16 protein-coding genes are annotated in these 17,801 nt (G+C 44.6%); 15 read left to right on the top strand and 1 reads right to left on the bottom strand.

The window, feature by feature from the left end; genetic code table 11:
* Window positions 1–41 precede the first annotated feature (41 nt).
* From queD to C7H79_RS04575, 6 genes are all read left to right on the top strand, one after another.
* Window positions 42–491 carry a 6-carboxytetrahydropterin synthase QueD gene (gene queD, locus C7H79_RS04600; protein WP_106706148.1) on the top strand — a complete coding sequence of 150 codons (450 nt, stop codon included), beginning with the start codon at window positions 42–44 and terminating at the stop codon, window positions 489–491.
* 19 nt (window positions 492–510) lie between these two features.
* Window positions 511–1,293: a TatD family hydrolase gene (locus C7H79_RS04595; protein WP_106706147.1), complete on the top strand. Its 783-nt coding sequence runs from the start codon at window positions 511–513 to the stop codon at window positions 1,291–1,293.
* On the top strand, window positions 1,277–1,927 hold the full coding sequence (locus C7H79_RS04590; protein ID WP_106706146.1) for an ankyrin repeat domain-containing protein: 651 nt from the start codon (window positions 1,277–1,279) through the stop codon (window positions 1,925–1,927). The genes C7H79_RS04595 and C7H79_RS04590 overlap by 17 nt, the downstream gene beginning before the upstream one ends.
* Before the next feature lie 37 nt (window positions 1,928–1,964).
* Complete coding sequence (locus tag C7H79_RS04585) at window positions 1,965–2,705, top strand: SDR family oxidoreductase (RefSeq protein WP_106706119.1); 741 nt, start codon at window positions 1,965–1,967, stop codon at window positions 2,703–2,705.
* A 24-nt stretch (window positions 2,706–2,729) separates the two neighbouring features.
* Complete coding sequence (ald, locus tag C7H79_RS04580) at window positions 2,730–3,845, top strand: alanine dehydrogenase (RefSeq protein ID WP_106706118.1); 1,116 nt, start codon at window positions 2,730–2,732, stop codon at window positions 3,843–3,845.
* Between the two features lie 257 nt (window positions 3,846–4,102).
* Entirely contained in the window at window positions 4,103–6,478 is a 2,376-nt protein-coding gene (locus C7H79_RS04575; RefSeq protein WP_106706117.1) for a fatty acid cis/trans isomerase, read from the top strand.
* Window positions 6,479–6,543: 65 nt separating this feature from the next.
* Here C7H79_RS04575 and C7H79_RS04570 read toward each other — a convergent pair whose 3' ends face one another.
* The gene (locus tag C7H79_RS04570; protein WP_106706116.1) at window positions 6,544–8,205 is read right to left on the bottom strand and encodes an alginate export family protein; all 1,662 of its coding nucleotides are present in this window, start codon (window positions 8,203–8,205) and stop codon (window positions 6,544–6,546) included.
* A gap of 360 nt (window positions 8,206–8,565) precedes the next feature.
* On the opposite strand from C7H79_RS04570, the gene C7H79_RS04565 reads away from it, so the two are divergent.
* The 9 genes from C7H79_RS04565 (at window position 8,566) to amrB (ending at window position 17,799) form a co-directional block, all read left to right on the top strand.
* Complete coding sequence (locus C7H79_RS04565) at window positions 8,566–9,018, top strand: hypothetical protein (RefSeq protein ID WP_242447148.1); 453 nt, start codon at window positions 8,566–8,568, stop codon at window positions 9,016–9,018.
* A 589-nt stretch (window positions 9,019–9,607) separates the two neighbouring features.
* Complete coding sequence (locus C7H79_RS04560) at window positions 9,608–10,351, top strand: hypothetical protein (RefSeq protein WP_106706115.1); 744 nt, start codon at window positions 9,608–9,610, stop codon at window positions 10,349–10,351.
* Between the two features lie 135 nt (window positions 10,352–10,486).
* Window positions 10,487–10,948, top strand: a complete 462-nt coding sequence (locus C7H79_RS04555) for a hypothetical protein (protein ID WP_106706114.1) — start codon at window positions 10,487–10,489, stop codon at window positions 10,946–10,948.
* 54 nt (window positions 10,949–11,002) lie between these two features.
* Window positions 11,003–11,500 (top strand): TlpA family protein disulfide reductase, encoded by a 498-nt coding sequence (locus tag C7H79_RS04550; RefSeq protein WP_106706113.1) that lies wholly within the window; start codon window positions 11,003–11,005, stop codon window positions 11,498–11,500.
* A 112-nt stretch (window positions 11,501–11,612) separates the two neighbouring features.
* Complete coding sequence (locus tag C7H79_RS04545; protein WP_242447147.1) at window positions 11,613–11,774, top strand: DUF4266 domain-containing protein; 162 nt, start codon at window positions 11,613–11,615, stop codon at window positions 11,772–11,774.
* Window positions 11,775–11,813: 39 nt separating this feature from the next.
* On the top strand, window positions 11,814–14,528 hold the full coding sequence (locus tag C7H79_RS04540) for a DUF3570 domain-containing protein (protein WP_106706112.1): 2,715 nt from the start codon (window positions 11,814–11,816) through the stop codon (window positions 14,526–14,528).
* A 46-nt stretch (window positions 14,529–14,574) separates the two neighbouring features.
* The gene (locus tag C7H79_RS04535) at window positions 14,575–15,492 is read left to right on the top strand and encodes an FAD:protein FMN transferase (RefSeq protein WP_106706143.1); all 918 of its coding nucleotides are present in this window, start codon (window positions 14,575–14,577) and stop codon (window positions 15,490–15,492) included.
* 76 nt (window positions 15,493–15,568) lie between these two features.
* Complete coding sequence (locus C7H79_RS04530) at window positions 15,569–16,807, top strand: Tle-like phospholipase domain-containing protein (RefSeq protein WP_106706111.1); 1,239 nt, start codon at window positions 15,569–15,571, stop codon at window positions 16,805–16,807.
* 197 nt (window positions 16,808–17,004) lie between these two features.
* The gene (gene amrB, locus C7H79_RS04525; RefSeq protein WP_106706110.1) at window positions 17,005–17,799 is read left to right on the top strand and encodes an AmmeMemoRadiSam system protein B; all 795 of its coding nucleotides are present in this window, start codon (window positions 17,005–17,007) and stop codon (window positions 17,797–17,799) included.
* The last annotated feature ends 2 nt before the right edge of the window (window positions 17,800–17,801 follow it).

The raw sequence follows: 17,801 nt of genomic DNA, 5'->3' as shown, positions 1-17,801 counted from the left end.
ACAATCCAATTAATTTATTTAGCGCTATTAAAATTGTACGTATGTTAATCACACGCAGGTTGGAATTTGACTCGGGCCATCGCATTTCAACGCATAACAGCCAATGCCGTCATTTACACGGTCATCGCTATTGTATTGAAATTACCTTGTCGGGTAACATTATCGCTGACGAAGGCGTCGCACAGCAAGGTATGGTTATGGATTTTTCCGAAGTGAAGCAAATTGCAAAATCAGCCCTGGTGGATCACTGGGATCATGCATTTCTGGTTTATTCCGGAGATCAACAAGTTTTGCAATTTTTGCAATCAATCGAAGATCATAAAACTGTCATCCTGGATGTTCAGCCTACTGCTGAGAATCTGGCGCTTATCGCTTTTAACATTTTGGATAGCGCTTACCAGGATAGCTATGGCAATCATCTGCAATTAGAACAAGTGCGCTTGTTTGAAACGCCCAATTGTTGGGCTGATGCAGTGCGCGGTGTCCGATAATTATTTAATACTTTATTCTATGTTTATAGATTCACATTGCCACCTTGATTTTCCCGATCTTGCAAAAGATCTTGATCAACTATTAGTTAACATGCAGGAGAATCAAGTCACGCATGCGCTATGTGTCAGTGTCAATTTGCCGGATTTTCCGCGGATACGCACCTTGGCGGAAACGCATCACAATTTGTTTGCATCCGTAGGTGTTCATCCGGATTACGAAGATCAGATTGAACCGCAGGCGCACGAATTGGCAGAGTTGGCCAATCACCCCAAAGTCATTGCTATTGGTGAAACTGGTTTAGATTATTTTCGTTTGCAAGGGGACTTGGAATGGCAGCGGGAGCGTTTCCGTCAACATATCCGTGCCGCACGCAAAGCAAACAAGCCATTGATCATTCATACACGCGCGGCTGCTGAAGATACGCTAAGAATCATGCGCGAGGAGGGTGCTGATCAAGTAGGTGGCGTGATGCATTGTTTTACCGAAAGTTGGGAGGTCGCGGAGCAAGCGATTGCGATGAATTTTTACATTTCATTTTCTGGTATTGTGACATTTAAAAATGCATTAGCGTTAAAAGAAGTTGCCAGGAACATTCAGTTAGATAGAATGCTGATTGAAACTGATTCGCCTTATCTTGCTCCGGTGCCATTTCGTGGCAAACAAAATCAGCCTGCCTTTGTGCGTCATGTAGCAGAAGAAATCGCGCGTTTACGTGCTGTGGAATTAAATGACATTGCTGTCGCAACAACAAACAATTTTTTTAACTTATTTAAAATTTCAAAAAATGGCTTATCTAACTAGACCACGTATTCTGGCTTTAGTCCTAGTCGCAGTTTTTAGTTGGCCACTTACGACTTTTGCCGGTATTCAAGAAGATTTGATCTGGGCAATTGAAAAGGATAATCTTTCCGAAGTATCCAAGTTGCTTAGCAAGGGCGCGAATCCAGATACACCGAATAAGGAAGGCTACACTCCATTGATGCTTGCTGCAAAAAGCAAGAATTTGAAACTTGCGGAAATCTTGATGGAAGCTGGAGCCAGTCCAGATATTCGGAACGGCTATGGAGAAACAGCGATTATGCTGGCCAGCTATCATGGTCAAACCGAAATAGTGAGGCAGCTCTATATCAAGGGTGCGGAAATTAATCACAGTGGATGGAATCCGTTAATCTATGCTGCCTCTGGAGGACATCTGGAGATCATTCGATTGTTGCTGAGTGGCGGCGCCGATATTAATTCGACAACAGAAAACGGATCGACTGCTTTGATGATGGCGGTCAGAGAGAATCATCTGGATGCGGTTTCTTTGTTGCTGGAACGTGGTGCTGAATTGGCGATTAAAAATGAACACGGTGACAATGCCTTGACATGGGCTGAGAAGCATGATTATCAGAGTATCGTGAAATTCCTTAAAAGCTATGACGAATCCAAGTAAGCCGGATAAACGCACTGCATTCCAGCAATAATTTACCGTGCAATCCTTACATGGAAAAGTTGCAATTGTTACGGGCTCCGCACGGGGGATAGGCGCGGAGATCGCATTTGCATTAGCCAAGGCGGGTGCAAAGGTTGCTATTAATTATGTAGAAAATAGGATGGCTGCGGATCAAGTTTGTGCAGCCATTACCCAAGCGGGTGGTGAGTGCAAAGTTATTCAAGCCGATGTCAGTGACCCGGTTGCGGTACAAAAGCTTTTCACTGCAACTGTTGAACAGTTTAGCCAGATTGATATTCTCGTCAATAACGCCGGAATCCTGTTGTTTAAAGAAATTTCCGAAATCCGCGACGATGAGTTTGATCGTATAGTTGATATCAATTTCAAGAGTGTCTTTTATACCTTGCGTGAAGCGACTGCAAAACTGGCAGATCATGGACGTGTCGTGACAATATCCAGTACCGTGACACGTTTGATGCTGCCTAAATACAGTGCGTATGCCGCGACTAAAGCAGCTGTGGAACAATTGACGCGTATTTTTGCGCGTGAAATGGGAAAACGCGGCATTAACGCTAATATCGTTTCACCTGGCCCGGTTGATACAGAATTGTTTCGCACGGGAAAAACTGCAGCGGACATAGAGCGTATGTCCGGAATGGCGGCATTGGGACGAATTGGAGTAACGGACGATATTGCCCAAGTGGTGTTGTTTCTGGTTAGCGAAGAAGCTCGCTGGATTACGGGGCAAAATATTGGTGTCAACGGTGGAATTATTTAGCGGATAGGAACGGAGAATCAAATAATGCGTATCGGCGTACCGAAGGAAATTAAAACTCATGAATCGCGTGTGGGTCTGACGCCGACGGCGGTACGAGAGCTGATTGCGCATGGCCATGAGGTCATGGTGCAAAAGAATGCAGGGGTACAAATTGATTTGGGCGATGACAAGTACCAGTGCGCAGGAGCGGAGATCGTGGAGTCATCGCAGGAGATCTATGCCAGAACGGACATGATCGTCAAAGTCAAGGAGCCACAACCAGCTGAAATTTCGCTGCTGCGTGAGGGACAAGTGCTATTCACCTATCTGCATCTTGCGCCCGATCCAGTGCAAACCAAAGGGTTGATGGATTCAGGCTGCATCGCCATCGCCTACGAGACGGTTACCGATAGCTTTGGTGGTTTGCCGTTGCTGGCACCGATGAGTGAAGTCGCAGGACGTATGGCGATTCAGGCGGGTGCTCATGCGCTGGAATTGGATCAAGGTGGTCGTGGTATGCTGCTCGGAGGCGTCTCCGGTGTGCCAGCTGCGCACGTTGTGGTCATTGGTGGCGGTGTGGTTGGTACGAATGCCGCACGGATAGCCATGGGCGTAGAAGCGCATGTGACAGTGCTGGATAAATCGATCCACCGCCTGCAGCAGCTGGATTTTCAGTACGGGTCCAGAATTAATACTATCTTTTCAACCGTGGATGCACTGGAAGAACATGTTTTGTCCGCCGATCTGGTTATTGGTGCTGTGTTGCTGCCAGGAGGGGCAGCTCCCAAACTGGTGACCCGTGAAATGGTTAGCCGTATGAACCGCGGTGCTGTGCTGGTTGACGTTGCGATTGATCAAGGCGGTTGCTTTGCGACTTCCAAACCCACAACGCTGGCCAATCCCATTTTTACCATCGATGGCGTGGTGCATTATTGTGTTTCCAACATGCCGGGAGCTGTGGCCAGAACCTCCACTTTTGCATTAAATAATGCAACCTTGCCGTTTGTGTTGGCGCTTGCCAATAAAGGCTATCGCAAAGCAATGATGGAAGATCCGCATCTGTGCAATGGCCTGAATATTTTTCAGGGTCGATTGACTTATGAGGCAGTGGCGCGCGATCTAGGATTGATGTATACGCCTGCTATGAATGTTCTGGCGTGAATCTGAAGCATAGATTGATGAGCGAATCTTTACATTTATTCGCAACAGAATAAGAAATTCTACCTGCTGAACGCTCAATTCAATACTCGGTTTATATTTGATTGATATATAAATGAGCAATCCAAAGTTCGAATTTTTTTTGGCGAGTCACGTTAGAATTAATCGTTCGTGAGTCAACGGAGAAATTGTCAACGACTTCAATAAATAAGCCATTAAGTAGAATTTCTTCGATCAATACCAAGTTATGGAGTTTTTTCATGTGGATATATCATCCATGCATGTATTTGTTAAGTTTGTTTTTTTTGTTGTCTGCTTGTCAGAATAATAACACTATGCTGCCCAGCAGCACTCCTGCATCGTCACCGGTTGCTTTGCCTGCGCCCGCCGAACATCCAGTCTCCTATGCCAAAGAAATTCGACCGATTCTTGAAACCAAATGTTTAACATGCCACAGTTGTTTCGATGCGCCATGCCAGCTTAAGTTAGAAAGCGCGGAAGGACTGTTGCGTGGCGCTTTTCGCGAATCAATTTATGGCGGAGTGCGTACCGAAGCTATGCAACCCACTCGATTGGGCATAGACGAGTTAACTGTTTCTGGTTGGCGCGAACGTGGTTTTCATTCTGTTCTACAAGCTGAAAATGAGCAGACGAAACCTTTGATATCAGGCATGATCTCGCTGGCTAAACAATTTCCTTTTCCTCCTAACAGTAAATTGCCGGATTCAATTGAGCTGGGCATTAACCGAAAAAACCAATGTGTAACCAGTGAAAAATTTGCAGAGTATGCGCATGATTATCCACTGAGTGGTATGCCATTTGCGGTAACCGGACTTAGCGATCAGGAATATTCGCTCTTGGCCGGATGGGTCAATCAAGGTGCGGTGATTCCGAATGAGACTATTACGCTTACAAGTGGCGAGCGGCAAATAATTGAGCATTGGGAATCATTTTTCAACCAGAATGAAAAACGCAGCAAACTCGTGGCGCGCTGGTTGTATGAACATCTGTTTGTGGCATCTTTGTATTTTCCTGAGTTGGATGGAGAACTTCGCTTCTTTGAGTTATTACGCTCATCTACGCCGTCCGGCGAGGATATCGAACCTATAGCTACAGTTAGCCCGAATGACGATCCCATGAGACCGTTTTTCTACCGCTTGCGTCCGATCGCAGGCAGCGTCATGCACAAACGTCGCATTCCGTATCCGCTCGATCAGGCAAGACAACAGCGAATCAAGACTCTGTTTTTCAGTAAACCCTGGCCAATGGGCGAATTGCCAGGTTACAGTTATACGGAACGCGCCAATCCGTTTGTGACTTTTGCCGATATACCAGCTTATGCCCGCTATCAGTTTATGCTGGATAGTGCGGAATATTTCGTGCGTACTTTCATTCATGGGCCGGTTTGCCGTGGCCAGATTGCTTCCGATGTGATACGTGACCATTTCTGGACATTGTTCCAGAATCCGGAATCCGATCTTTTTGTAACCAATGCTTCTTATCAGCGTGAAGTGATTCCATTGCTGGGAATACCCGGACAAGACGATGGCCTGCTCGCAATGGGGGAAAACTGGCTGCATTATCTGAAACGTCATAACGATTACCTGGCATTGCGTCAGAATCAGTATATATCACAGCAACAGCAAGGCGCTTCACTCGCTCATATATGGGATGGCGATGGCAAAAATAAGAATGCCTTGCTGACTATTTTTCGCCACCATGATAGCGCATCGGTTGTCGCAGGGCTTGTTGGTGATATTCCACAGACACTATGGTTAATGGATTATCCGTTGCTTGAGCAAACTTACTACGAGCTCGTGGTTAATTTCGATGTATTCGGCAATGTTGCACATAAACTATTGACTCGACTTTATTTCGATCTGATACGCAATGGTTCGGAGCATAACTTCATGCGCTTGATGCCAGCCGGACAGCGGGAAAACATACTGCATGATTGGTATCAGGATTCGGGCCAGCTAAAATTCGGAATTATTTACGCAACCATTGATGATGAATCTCCCTCGGCAGAGGTTTTTACAACAGAAAACCCTAAACAAGAGCTGGCATCAAGAATTCTAAAGCATTTCCAATCGGTTAATACCATGTCATCCGATCCGTTGAATCGATGTCAAGAATTAAATTGCAGTCGATCGGACCAACCGCGCTGGGTGCAAAAAGCGGATGCGGCTTTTTCCACCATAACGGCTCGACCCGCTGCCGAATTGGCTGGGATCAAGCAATTGCCGGATGTGACATTTGTTCGTGTCAGAAATGAAAAAAATGAGCGTACTGTTTATACGTTGCTGCGAGATCGCGCGCATAGCAATGTTGCGTTTATCCTGGGAGAGGAATTAAGGTACCAGCCTGAGAAAGATCAGCTCACAATATATCCAGGAATTATTGGTAGTTACCCTAATTTCATTTTTGATGTGCCTGTCGCATATATTGAAAAATTTGTTTCATTACTCAGTAATGCTGAGAAAACGGAGCACTTCGAACATATTGTAGAAACATGGGGTGTGCGGCGTACACATCCTCAATTCTGGGAGATTCTGCACGACTTTACTGCCTGGCAGAATGAGCGGCAACCTTTGATCGCGGGTATATTTGATATCAACCGCTATGAAAATTTTTAACATAATTATGAATTAATTCAATCAATCCAATCTGCAGTTATCCGGTGTTTCATAACTGTGATGATTTACAATAAACTGATCAATACTTCAAAATACAAGAAATCGGTGTCGCCAGAGCGGTGATCAACGCAAATATTTATGTTGCCATTCGCGCAGGATGGACTAGCTGCGATACGGTTCTTTACGAAATCTCCGGCGGTAAAATGCGTATAGCCCAGGATAGCATTTATTCGTGGCGTGGGTTGGAAGCGTATGCGTCCTTCCAATGAATGACCGATGAAATCGCCGCTTTGACCAGTCCGGTCGCGATTGAATCCGGGGTCCTTGACGGTGTTGCTGATATTGCCATTGAGAAAATCAAACATACGATCGCTACTGCTAGCGAGCCAATATCCGCCATAAGTGAGTTCGAATCCAATTTTTTGCATGGGTTGAAGATCAAATCTGATTTTTGGAGCCTTAAGATTTTCATAAACCACATAATGATCAGCTGACCAAGGACGCGCAAATCCAAAAAAGCGGTCAAAACGATTGTCGACATTGTCATTGGGATTCTTGTCGCCACTCGCATATCCGTAAAATAAACTGATACGGGGCTTCCAGGCATGATCAATGTTACGCCCTACTTCGATAGTATAGCCTTGTGCATCCTGCCGATTAGGGCCGCTAAATCCTAGCTGATGGTTATAGCTGAAATCATAGTCAAATAGATTAGCCACCTTACCGTAAGCCCGAATTCCAGGCATATGAATTTCCCGATCCAGTCGGTTGGTGGCGGTAAAACCATCTGGATTGGCCGTTTGTTTCTGCCCCATATAATACGGTTGTATTGTGATGATGTCAGACCACTTGCGCCAGTGGCCGATAGCACCAAAAAACCATAAGTGATCATTGGCTACATCAAATTTGGTTTGCAAGCGCCTAACAGGCTGCATTCCGAACAGATCCAATTCCCAGTCATTGGCTTCACGGCCCAGGTTCAGGCGAAAACCTTCAAATGTATTGGTGGTATTGCGCCATTCATTGCGCGCGATAAATCGCCGGTCGGTTGTTTCGTATGCCATCCGTCCTACGCGGAATCGAATCGGACGATCATTGCCTCGGTCATCGACCCCGAGTGCTGTTTTGAAATATAGCTCACCATAAGCATTGAGGAGATCGAATTCATTTCTTTCCTGGTCGGTGGAAGGGTGCTTATTGTTAGCGATTCGTGAATCCTGGAATTCTACTGCAAAACGGAATGGGTCCAGGATGTCCCTTATTCCAATCCAGGCACGATGACGGAAGAAAACAGGATCATCATTACCTCCTTCAATACGACGGATATCGTTATGGCGGTGCTCGAATCGGGTGCGATGCTCCAAGCCGATATCGAGCCAGGTAAAATCGTTAAATGCCGGAATGCCGACATCGCTTAAACGACGCACATAACGTGGCGGGTCGGATTCCGGGTTGGTGGCGTAACTATCAGAACGGCTATGATAGCTGGTCAATTGCTTGCTTACATTCGCTTTTGCTTCTGGTACGATGGCTGGCAATGACCTTGAATGATCAATCGATTCATTGCTGGCTGTTTTTAAATCTGCGGCGCCTGTCTGAACTATCCGGACGACACTCGATTTGTTTGCTTTTCCTTCAATCGTTGATGGATCGTTGGATGCAGCCTCAACGGGCTGAATAAATGTGCTTACAGCCACGATGTGTAAGAAAAACCAAACAAATTTCACTGTATTCTCCTGCATGAATTACCTGGTATTACGGTAAGATCATTAAAATTATTATTTTCTTGGTAGGTTAAACGATGTTCGGCTGTATATCTGAGCCATTTATTTTTGAGCTACATTGAACATTCGTAAAATTGATAGGAGCGAAATATAGCAATTTTTAGATATAAATAGAAATACTATTTATTGATTCCATTATATCAATTAGATATATACATAAATCATATTATGAACGCTGATTTTCGATCTGGATAGCTGCATTTCGTTGTAATAATTAACTGGTGAAATAATAAGCAAAGGAACAGAATTTTCTGAATTCAGGGAAATAATATCACCCGATTCAATGAATTTTTCTGATATTAATTGAACGTTAGAAAATGGATTAATGACTTGTTGGTAAATGTGCGAAGAGTAAAAAGACGGTTGTTATTGACAACACAGTGGCTTGTTTGGGTAGTGGTGGTTTCCGGGTGCTCAGTTTTTATGGCGGCTAAACAACCGGAAAAGAAAGACATCGAGCTATTAAAGGAAGGTGTGACAAGAACCCAATTAATCTCAGAATTTGGTGCGCCTGTTATGAGTGAATATAAAGACGGCAAACGGTTTGAAATTTTTAAATTCATACAAGGCTATAGCACAGGTACTAAGGCTGGTAGGGCATTTCTGCATGGTGCAGCCAATGTTGCAACGCTAGGGCTATGGGAACTGGTTGGAACGCCGACCGAAATTGCCTTCAGTGGGAACGACATGGCGTTTCAGGTTGAGTATGATGAAAATGACGTCGTCAATGAGATTACGATTATTAAAAAAGAATAAATAAAAACTGTAATGCTCATTTTTGAAAAAACCTCCGACGTAGCCGGAGGTCAAGGGAGGGTAAATCATGAGTAAATACCAAACAAAACAACTTTGGGCAGAGTACTGAGCAGTCCAGTAAATTGAGCCCAATCAGACGTATTTAACAAGCTCCAGATTCTGGAACTGAAGTAACAATAAACCATTGAAGTTAGCAAAAACCGAGGATCTTCGTTTCAATCACACATGCTTTGCAAACACAACTATTCGAATACAATCTGTGTGACCATAATAGTTTTTTATTACTGCAAAATCAATGTGACATATTGTCGCACCGGCCTGAAACACAAACAAAAATAGAATAAAAAGTGCTTTTCCTAAACTGTGGATGAGAGGTGCGACAATTTGTCACATTGAAAATCATGTCCAGGGAATAGATAATTAAAAAAGTGAATAGTTTGAATGAAATTGCAATTGGCATGTGATCAACGGGTGGTTGAAATTGCGATTTCAGGATTCTAAAAACTTATACTGAAAATTGTATCGAGTTGCAATCATCAGGAAATAACAAAATATCAACGGAGTCTGAATTAACAAAAAAGGAAGTTTGATGATAAGTCATAATAAAATAAAATTCATATCGTGTTCTGTAATTGCTGCTGTAATTTCAACATTGGGACATAACGCGTTAGCTCATACGCGCCTGGAAGTACCCGAAGTTTCCGAAAATATTAGAGTAACCAATAACGTGGTAATTGGGCATGGTTGTGGTGAGAATAATGTAATTGGCACCAGCGTAGTGTTTCCAGATGGAGTGGATTCATCCATTTTGGTTGATGGTCAGCCACATACCGGTGACCTGACTGAGTTTATACAAAACTGGGGAAATCTTAATACGAAAATTTATAGTAAAGCAGTTTTTACCTTCCAGGCTGAGAAACCGGATGCCAATGGAAACGTTTCTGGTTTTTGGGCTGGCGGTGGTGACTCCCTGCCACATGATATGTCTGGCTATATCCCCTTTAGAACCAGTGCGGCGCTCATTGAACCTACATCCTGTGCAGCGAGTGTGAAATTTTATATCTCAATCGCGGATATTTGTGAAATCACACCTGCATCCGGTTTTAATGAAAATACAGTTAATTTCTGGACGCATAACAATCTTGGGACCATTTACGACCGTGTCAGCACCACTGATGATGGTCCTGCATCACTGACCATTCTTCGTAGCGAAACTAATCCTTTGCCAGCATCTTGTGGAACCGGTCAGGTGGTCGAAGTAAAGCCATCAGCAGCGCAAATTAACCGTGATATGCCGATTATTTTTAATGGCAATCAGGTTTGGCCGCAATAATTCAAGGTTGCTTTTGCGCCAGAAAAGAACGTAATCACAGATGTATAAAACACCTGCGATTGGATCGTCAAATGCGCTGAGCGATATGACGCTATTTGGAAATATAAACTATTAAACTATCAATGGGGTACGATCATGTCACAGCTATTTTTTCAAAAAGCATTAAGTATTGTTTTTACTTTAGCTACGCTTGGGTATGCATGTATAAGTAGTGCGCATGATGCCGGGGCTATCATGGATCCTAATGGTAATGTTGCGAGTTTTACTGGATATGGGCAAGTTACATGTTTTGATGATGGAAATGGACCCCCAGATCATTTGGTTGCCAGTGTTCAAGATACTTCGTTGCCACAAGAAAACTTATTGGTGAACTTGCAGATAATTCAAGGCAAGCATGCAATTAATACTACTGACGCAATTTCCGGTGATGGTAGGTTTAGCGATAATATCAGTGTGTTTGGTGGGCAAGGCCCTTATCTTTTACTTGTTAACAAAACTGGTCCGGGCCTACGTAAATTTATTGTGTCTTATCATTGTATGACATTCGATAATGTACATACAGGAACGTCGGAAGTTCTTGTTCATCAATTTCAATAACGGTCATATTAGTTTACATAAGAGCGCTTTGAGATCATTGAGGTGGTTTTAACTATGAAAAATATAAAATTATCTTGTTTTGCTTTTGTACTGCTTCTGTTTACAGGGCCATTATTAGCAGAACAGCTGGAACAAGCATCAGCTTCATGTCAATTTACTACATTGGACGGGGATCCAACCTATAATCTGCAGGAATTGAAAGGTAAGGTGGTATACATGGATTTCTGGGCCTCATGGTGTCCGCCCTGCATAAAGTCTTTTCCTTTTCTGAATCAACTGGATCAGGATTTGAAGGATGAAGGTTTACATGTGGTCGGTATCAATCTGGATGAGAAAGTTGTCGATGCGCAAGCATTCCTTGCCAAGAATCCGGTTGATTTTTCGATTGTGGCCGATCTCAGTAAACAATGTGCCAAAGAATTTGAGTTAATGGCAATGCCAACTTCCTTTTTGATTGATCGCAATGGTAATGTTCGTCATATTCATCAAGGGTTTCGTACGGGTGAATCAGAAAAGTTACGTGCCTTGATTACGCAACTGCTGAAGGAATGAGTTCCAGTTGTCAGGATTTGCAATGTCTATATCTCCCATGATTAAACTAAATATTAGAGCTATAATTGCACGCTGTTATATCTTTATAGCATGTATTTTTTTGACAGCTTGTGTGAGCGTAGCTCCATGGGAGCGCGGTAATCTGGCAAAAACGCAAATGGAAATTGATCCTTATCCTTTGCAAAGCGAAATGCAATCCCATAACTATAGTAGCCGGGAAGCAGCACCGAGTCATAAATCCTCTTCCGGCGGTGGAGGTTGTGGCTGTTATTAAGCTGATCCATTTCGGATCGGCAATTGAGGTAAACACAATTTGCAGCGAAATAGTAAGCCTCGGCGTCAACGTGGCTGTCAGCCAATCCCTCTCCCGGAAATAACCTCATCAGTAAAGCCAAGGAATACACTCCAGGCGCTTACATCCGCGGCAATGGTATTGCCCGGTTTATTATTATCACCGGGACATGCGGCCGGTCAAGACCGGGTTAATTTTCAATATAGCCGTTACCAGGAAGGTGAACGCAATCTGTTTGGTGCTCCCAATAATTTAAAACCTATTTCAGCAGATGTTTTGCACGGCAGTGGGGTTTTCTCGTTCACTGATCGCTTCAAATTCACGTTTGGTTATACCCAAGATACCTGGTCGGGAGCAACTCCAGTCACTACGACGCCATTGGCTACCGATGGCGGTAATCGCCCCTATACAGTTAATGGGGTAGTCGTCGGGGCCTCTCCGTTAGCCAATAGTCAGGTTCTTTTAGACCATGATTTAAATCCTATCGGACGAGATCCCATCACCAAACAATTAGTGGGCGGTATCGATACCCGATCGGTCCTGGTCATGTCATCAGCTTCTCCGGAAACACGTCGCCAAGCTAATTTTGGCTTAAGTTATGAATGGAATGAAGCGGCTATGAATGTGGGAGGGGGATTCTCCCGTGAAAGAGATTATCAATCAAGTTTTGGTAATATAGGTGGTCGTCTGGATTTTAATCAGAAACTCACCAGTGTTAAATTTGGTGGTGGCTACACCAGCAGCGAAATCGGCGCAATTCTGGATCATGATTCATCGCCATATATCACTAAACAAGCTTACGCGCAGCAAATAGTGAGACGTGATGGTTCTGAGATTCTGCGAGGAGACCGGAAAGACTGGGTGGCGAACGTGGGGCTAACCCAGGTGTTGACAAAAAATGCGTTGATTGATGCTAATGTGGGTTACACGCATAGCTCTGGATTCCTGGAAAATCCTTATAAGGCGACATCGATTATTTTTATTGATCCGGCTCAATTAAACAATAGTTTAATTAGTGGAGATGTGCGTGCCTTTATCGAACAACGTCCCAATATTCGCAATCAAATCGCTTTAAATGCCAAATACATTCAATATATCAGCCCATTCAATGCGGCAATGCATCTAGGGTATCGACTGTCGGTTGACGATTGGGGGGTGAATACGCATACTTTCGATGCCAGTTGGGTGCAACCGATTGGTGGCGGATGGACGTTGACACCCCGGATTCGTTATTACTCGCAAGATTCTGCCAGTTTTTATCGACCCTATTTGTTTTCTCAGCAAGCTTTTAGTAAACAGGAAATTGATAGTTTGGGAAGAAAAGTCTGGGTTGATCAGAATAATCTAACTAAACAGTATTTTGGTGAGACGCAGTTTGATCTGGTTGATCAAAATGGCAATGCGGTGGATTTTTCAGTGAATGCCGCACCTAAAATGACATCATACGACTCTGGAAAATTACCCGATCATTTTTCCAGTGATCACCGCTTGGCAGGCTTTGGCGCATTAAGCGGCGGGGTAATATTGAGTAAGACGCTTGGCAAAGGTGTCGCGCTGGAGGCCGGTTTTGAATACTATACCCGTGCCAGCTCAATGCAGATCGGCGGCGGTGGAAGCAACAGTTTTGCAGATTTTGACTACTATGTGGCGAATGCGGCGATAAAGTTCGATATTGAACCCGCGACATTACCACCGATGGGTACGTCTGGTGGGTCTTCTGAATCACATTCTCATGCTACTTCACATCAGCATCACAAAATTCCTCCCGCAGGTATCATGTTTGGTCACATGCTCGACAAGGCTGGAGATTTCATGGCAGGTTATCGGTTTATGTACAATTGGACCGGTGGAAATATGATGCATGGCACCCAGACGGTAAATGATCAAACTATCGTTGATCAGGGTTGCAGCGATATCGGGCTTTGCCGGTTTGTACCGACATTCATGAACATGCGTATGCATATGGTGGACCTTATGTATGCACCGACCCATTGGCTCAATGTCATGTTGATGCCGACCTTCATGGACATGGATATGAATTTGCGCAGGCTGGACGGAGCTCCGCCTCCTAGGCCGGGTGTGCATGAACACACAGGCGCAGCCGGGCATGAAACCGGTGCAGTGGGCGATACCTATTTCTCATCGATGATAAAATTGCTGGACATTCCCGGTCATCGTGTGCACGCGAATCTCGGATTCAGCGCGCCCACAGGAAAAGTGGATATCGAGCTGCGCCGCATCGCTAAGATTGATGGTGGCTTGATCCATTTTGGCATGCAACTGGGCAGCGGTACCTGGGATTTTACCCCAAGCCTGACTTATGCGGGTGAATACAACCGCTGGTCATGGGGTACGCAATTCAGCGGTATCAAGCGTTTGGAAGAGCAGAATAAATCAGGTTATCGCTTGGGTGACCAGTTTCAGGCTACAACCTGGGGTGGTTATGATTTGAAGCATTGGCTGACTGCCACGATACGTGGTGCTTACACTTGGCAGGATGCGATTCATCGGGATTTTAATAAATTTAACGCGCGTATCGGCCCGATGGATTTTCCGTCCAATTATGGCGGGCAATTCTTTGATATGGGATTTGGTGTGAACGTTCGGATTCTTGGCGGACGTTTTGCCGGGAACCAGCTAGGATTAGAATGGCTGCAACCGATCAGGAGCGACTTTAATGGATATCAGCTTGATCGGCAGGGAATGTTGTCGGCAACCTGGAGTTATGAGTTCTAAATGGATTGAGTCATTACGCTATGTTTTATTGGGCGAGTAATTTGTGATGGCGCAGTTAAAGTACTATCATTTTGCTTTCAGCGCAATGGGCTCGCCTTGCGCGATTCAGCTTTATGCCAGTCACAAAATGAAGGCCGCGCGTACAGCCAAATTGGCTATGAATGATGTGCATCGCCTTGAAGCAAAGTACTCTCGTTATCGGGCAGACAGTTTTCTGTCCGAAATAAACCGCATTGCAGCGCAAGGTGGGCATATCCGTGTGGATGATGAAACTGCCGGATTACTTGATTATGCGGACACTTGTTATCAGCAAAGCGATGGTTTGTTTGATATTACTTCCGGAATTCTGCGTCGCGCCTGGAACTTCAAGTCAGGAAATATACCTGCTCCGGAAGCAATTAGAGCTCTTTTGAATAAAATCGGTTGGCATAGAATTAGCTGGCAGCGTCCAGTTCTGCAGTTCACTGCTGCGGAAATGGAAATTGATTTTGGCGGTGTCGTCAAGGAATATGCCGTCGATCGCGCTGCTTCATTATGCTGGGATGCTGGCATACACCATGGACTGATTAATCTGGGGGGCGATATTAGAGTAATTGGTCCGCATCAGGACGGCAGCCCTTGGCGTGTTGCCATCCGTCATCCTCGAAATCCGGATGGGGTATTGCAAACACTGTTATTGCATACAGGAGCATTGGCGAGTAGTGGGGATTATGAGCGTTGTATCACACTGAACGGTATTCGTTACGGCCATGTGCTCAATCCTAAAACCGGTTGGCCGGTACATTATATGGCGGCGGTCAGCGTGCTGGGTGAATTCTGTGTCGTTGCTGGCAGTGCATCAACCATTGGTATGTTGAAAGGGGAAGCTGGAGCTGAGTGGTTAAATACACTGGGTTTGCCGCACTTGTGGGTTAATGTGAGCGGGGAATCCGGAGGGTCTCTGTTAGAGAGGGCTGAAATATAATACTTAAGTCCACATATATTCTGAATAAGGGTTATCCTGTTAGGGTTTATGATTTAACCAACCCATGAGTCAATTAATGAAAAAGTGGTATCTCAATTTAGTCAGACTGATCAGCGCTGCTGGACTGATCCTTGCAGTGTCCGCAGTCAACGCATTACCGGATGAATGCGTCAATTTGACAGCCCCGGTTACGTTTATTGAATCCAACGGGTTAGTATGTTTACAAAAAATCATCGTGACCGATTCATCTGGCGATCAATTATATAAAGCGTTGTTGCAGTGGCAGGGTGCGGATAATCCGAACCGATTTATATTGTTAAGCACTGAGTTTGACGATGATTCCGAGTCGCATAGCCCAACTTTCTCCCTTCTAAACGGTGTGCTGACCTTACCTAAGGTTAATGTTCCCAAGCTTTATGGAACTGAGCGATATGCTGTCAGTTTAAACTGGGTGACAGATGGCGATGATGCGACCGTAGATGCAGTTTCAGTATTTGAGCTGAATTCAGTCGCGCTGTATAACAATCCCGAGTATGTGCCCAATGTCACTTGGAAACCCTATGGCATGTTGTTTCCAAATGAACGGCGTGCGGTTGACTTACTGGTACGGTCTATTCCTTATGCGCAACTCGCTGATGCGATCTATGATTTTGATAATGTTGCGGTAGGCTCCTGGGAATTGATTGAATCCAATGGAAAAAGCTCGGGAATGGATGCAGGCGTGTTCATGAACCGTGATACCAGTGAGTTAGCACTGGTATTTCGTGGCACGGAAACCTGCAGCTTTCCTTGCTCGTTTAAGGAATTGGAAGATACTGCGCGCGATGCCATTGCAGATGCTGCCATAGGCACGGGTACCGTGAGTGATCAATTTAAAGATGCATTTAGATTTGCTCAAGATGTGGTCAATCGGCACCCTGGCGCAAAAATTACCGTGGCAGGGCATTCTTTAGGTGGTGGATTAGCGCAAGCGATTGGCGCTGTTCTGGGATTGGAAACATTTGCTTTTAATTCTTCCCCTGTTCCTGATCATTTCTTTGATACCTATACGATTTCACTCACCAAAGAACAGCTTCAAGATTTAATTTATGTGATTGTCGATATTCATGACCCGTTTTCTAATACCGATAAAACTGGAAAGATATATTTAAATTCTCATCATGTCACACCCTTGATTCAATTTGATTTTAAATCGAGAGAAATTTTGCCAAATCGTCAGGCGGATCTGAAAGATTTGAGACTTGGCCGCCATAGTATTGACCAGCTAGCCGAAAATGCGATCAAACTTATGACTATTTATCGGGATGGTTGGTAGTCAGGTTTATTATTGTTAAGTCTTGAAGTTGCAACACTTGCTAAGGTTACATTTTGTTTTTGACAATATGGAACCAAGTTTATTGAAACAATAGTGAATTCAATAAAGAAATTGTGTGTCAGTTAGTTAGATAGCTGCAATTTATTGCTTGATTCCCTGTCTGATAATGATAGCGTGAATCAACAAGAGAATGCATTATGACAACTATTCGTTCCCCTGCAGTCGCCGGTTTGTTTTATTCAGCTGATGTACAGCAATTAAGGCAGGACGTGCAATCTTTGCTTGAAAAAGCGAATCAACAGGACTTCAATCCAAAAGCGTTAATTGTTCCACACGCCGGATATCAATATTCAGGTGCTATCGCGGCAACGGCTTATGTCACCTTACGTGCGCTCGCAGCAAACATTCAGCGTGTGGTATTGCTAGGGCCAGTGCATCGGGTAGCCATACATGGCTTGGCTTTACCAGGCGTGGATAGTTTCTCTACACCGCTGGGCAACGTAAAAGTGGATGCACATTTAGTTAACGCAATCGCCCACTTACCGCAAGTGGGCGTAAGCGAAGCAGCGCATACATTGGAACATTCTTTGGAAGTACAGCTTCCGTTTCTACAAAGTGTATTAGGTGACTTTACCCTGCTGCCATTGGCGGTTGGCATGGCTTCAGCCGAAGAAGTTGCTGAAGTATTGGATTATCTGTGGGGCGGTGACGAAACGTTGATCGTGATCAGCTCGGACTTGTCGCATTATTTACCCTATGCAACTGCACAACGTATCGACGAGCAAACAGTGCAATCGATATTGCAACTGCAACAACCGATAGTACAAGATCATGCCTGTGGGAGCAGAGTTATTAACGGCTTGATCATCGCAGCTCAGAAGCACCACCTGACGGCGCATTTGCTGGATCTGAGGAATTCTGGCGATACTGCGGGATCTAGAGATCAAGTGGTGGGTTATGCGGCCATTGCATTTAATTCAAGGAAGGTTTGATC

It is taken from the genome of Nitrosomonas supralitoralis (assembly GCF_003011925.2).
Classification (GTDB): domain Bacteria; phylum Pseudomonadota; class Gammaproteobacteria; order Burkholderiales; family Nitrosomonadaceae; genus Nitrosomonas; species Nitrosomonas supralitoralis.
Note: the sequence above shows the minus strand (reverse complement) of the source record. Positions and strands in the feature narration are given on the sequence as shown.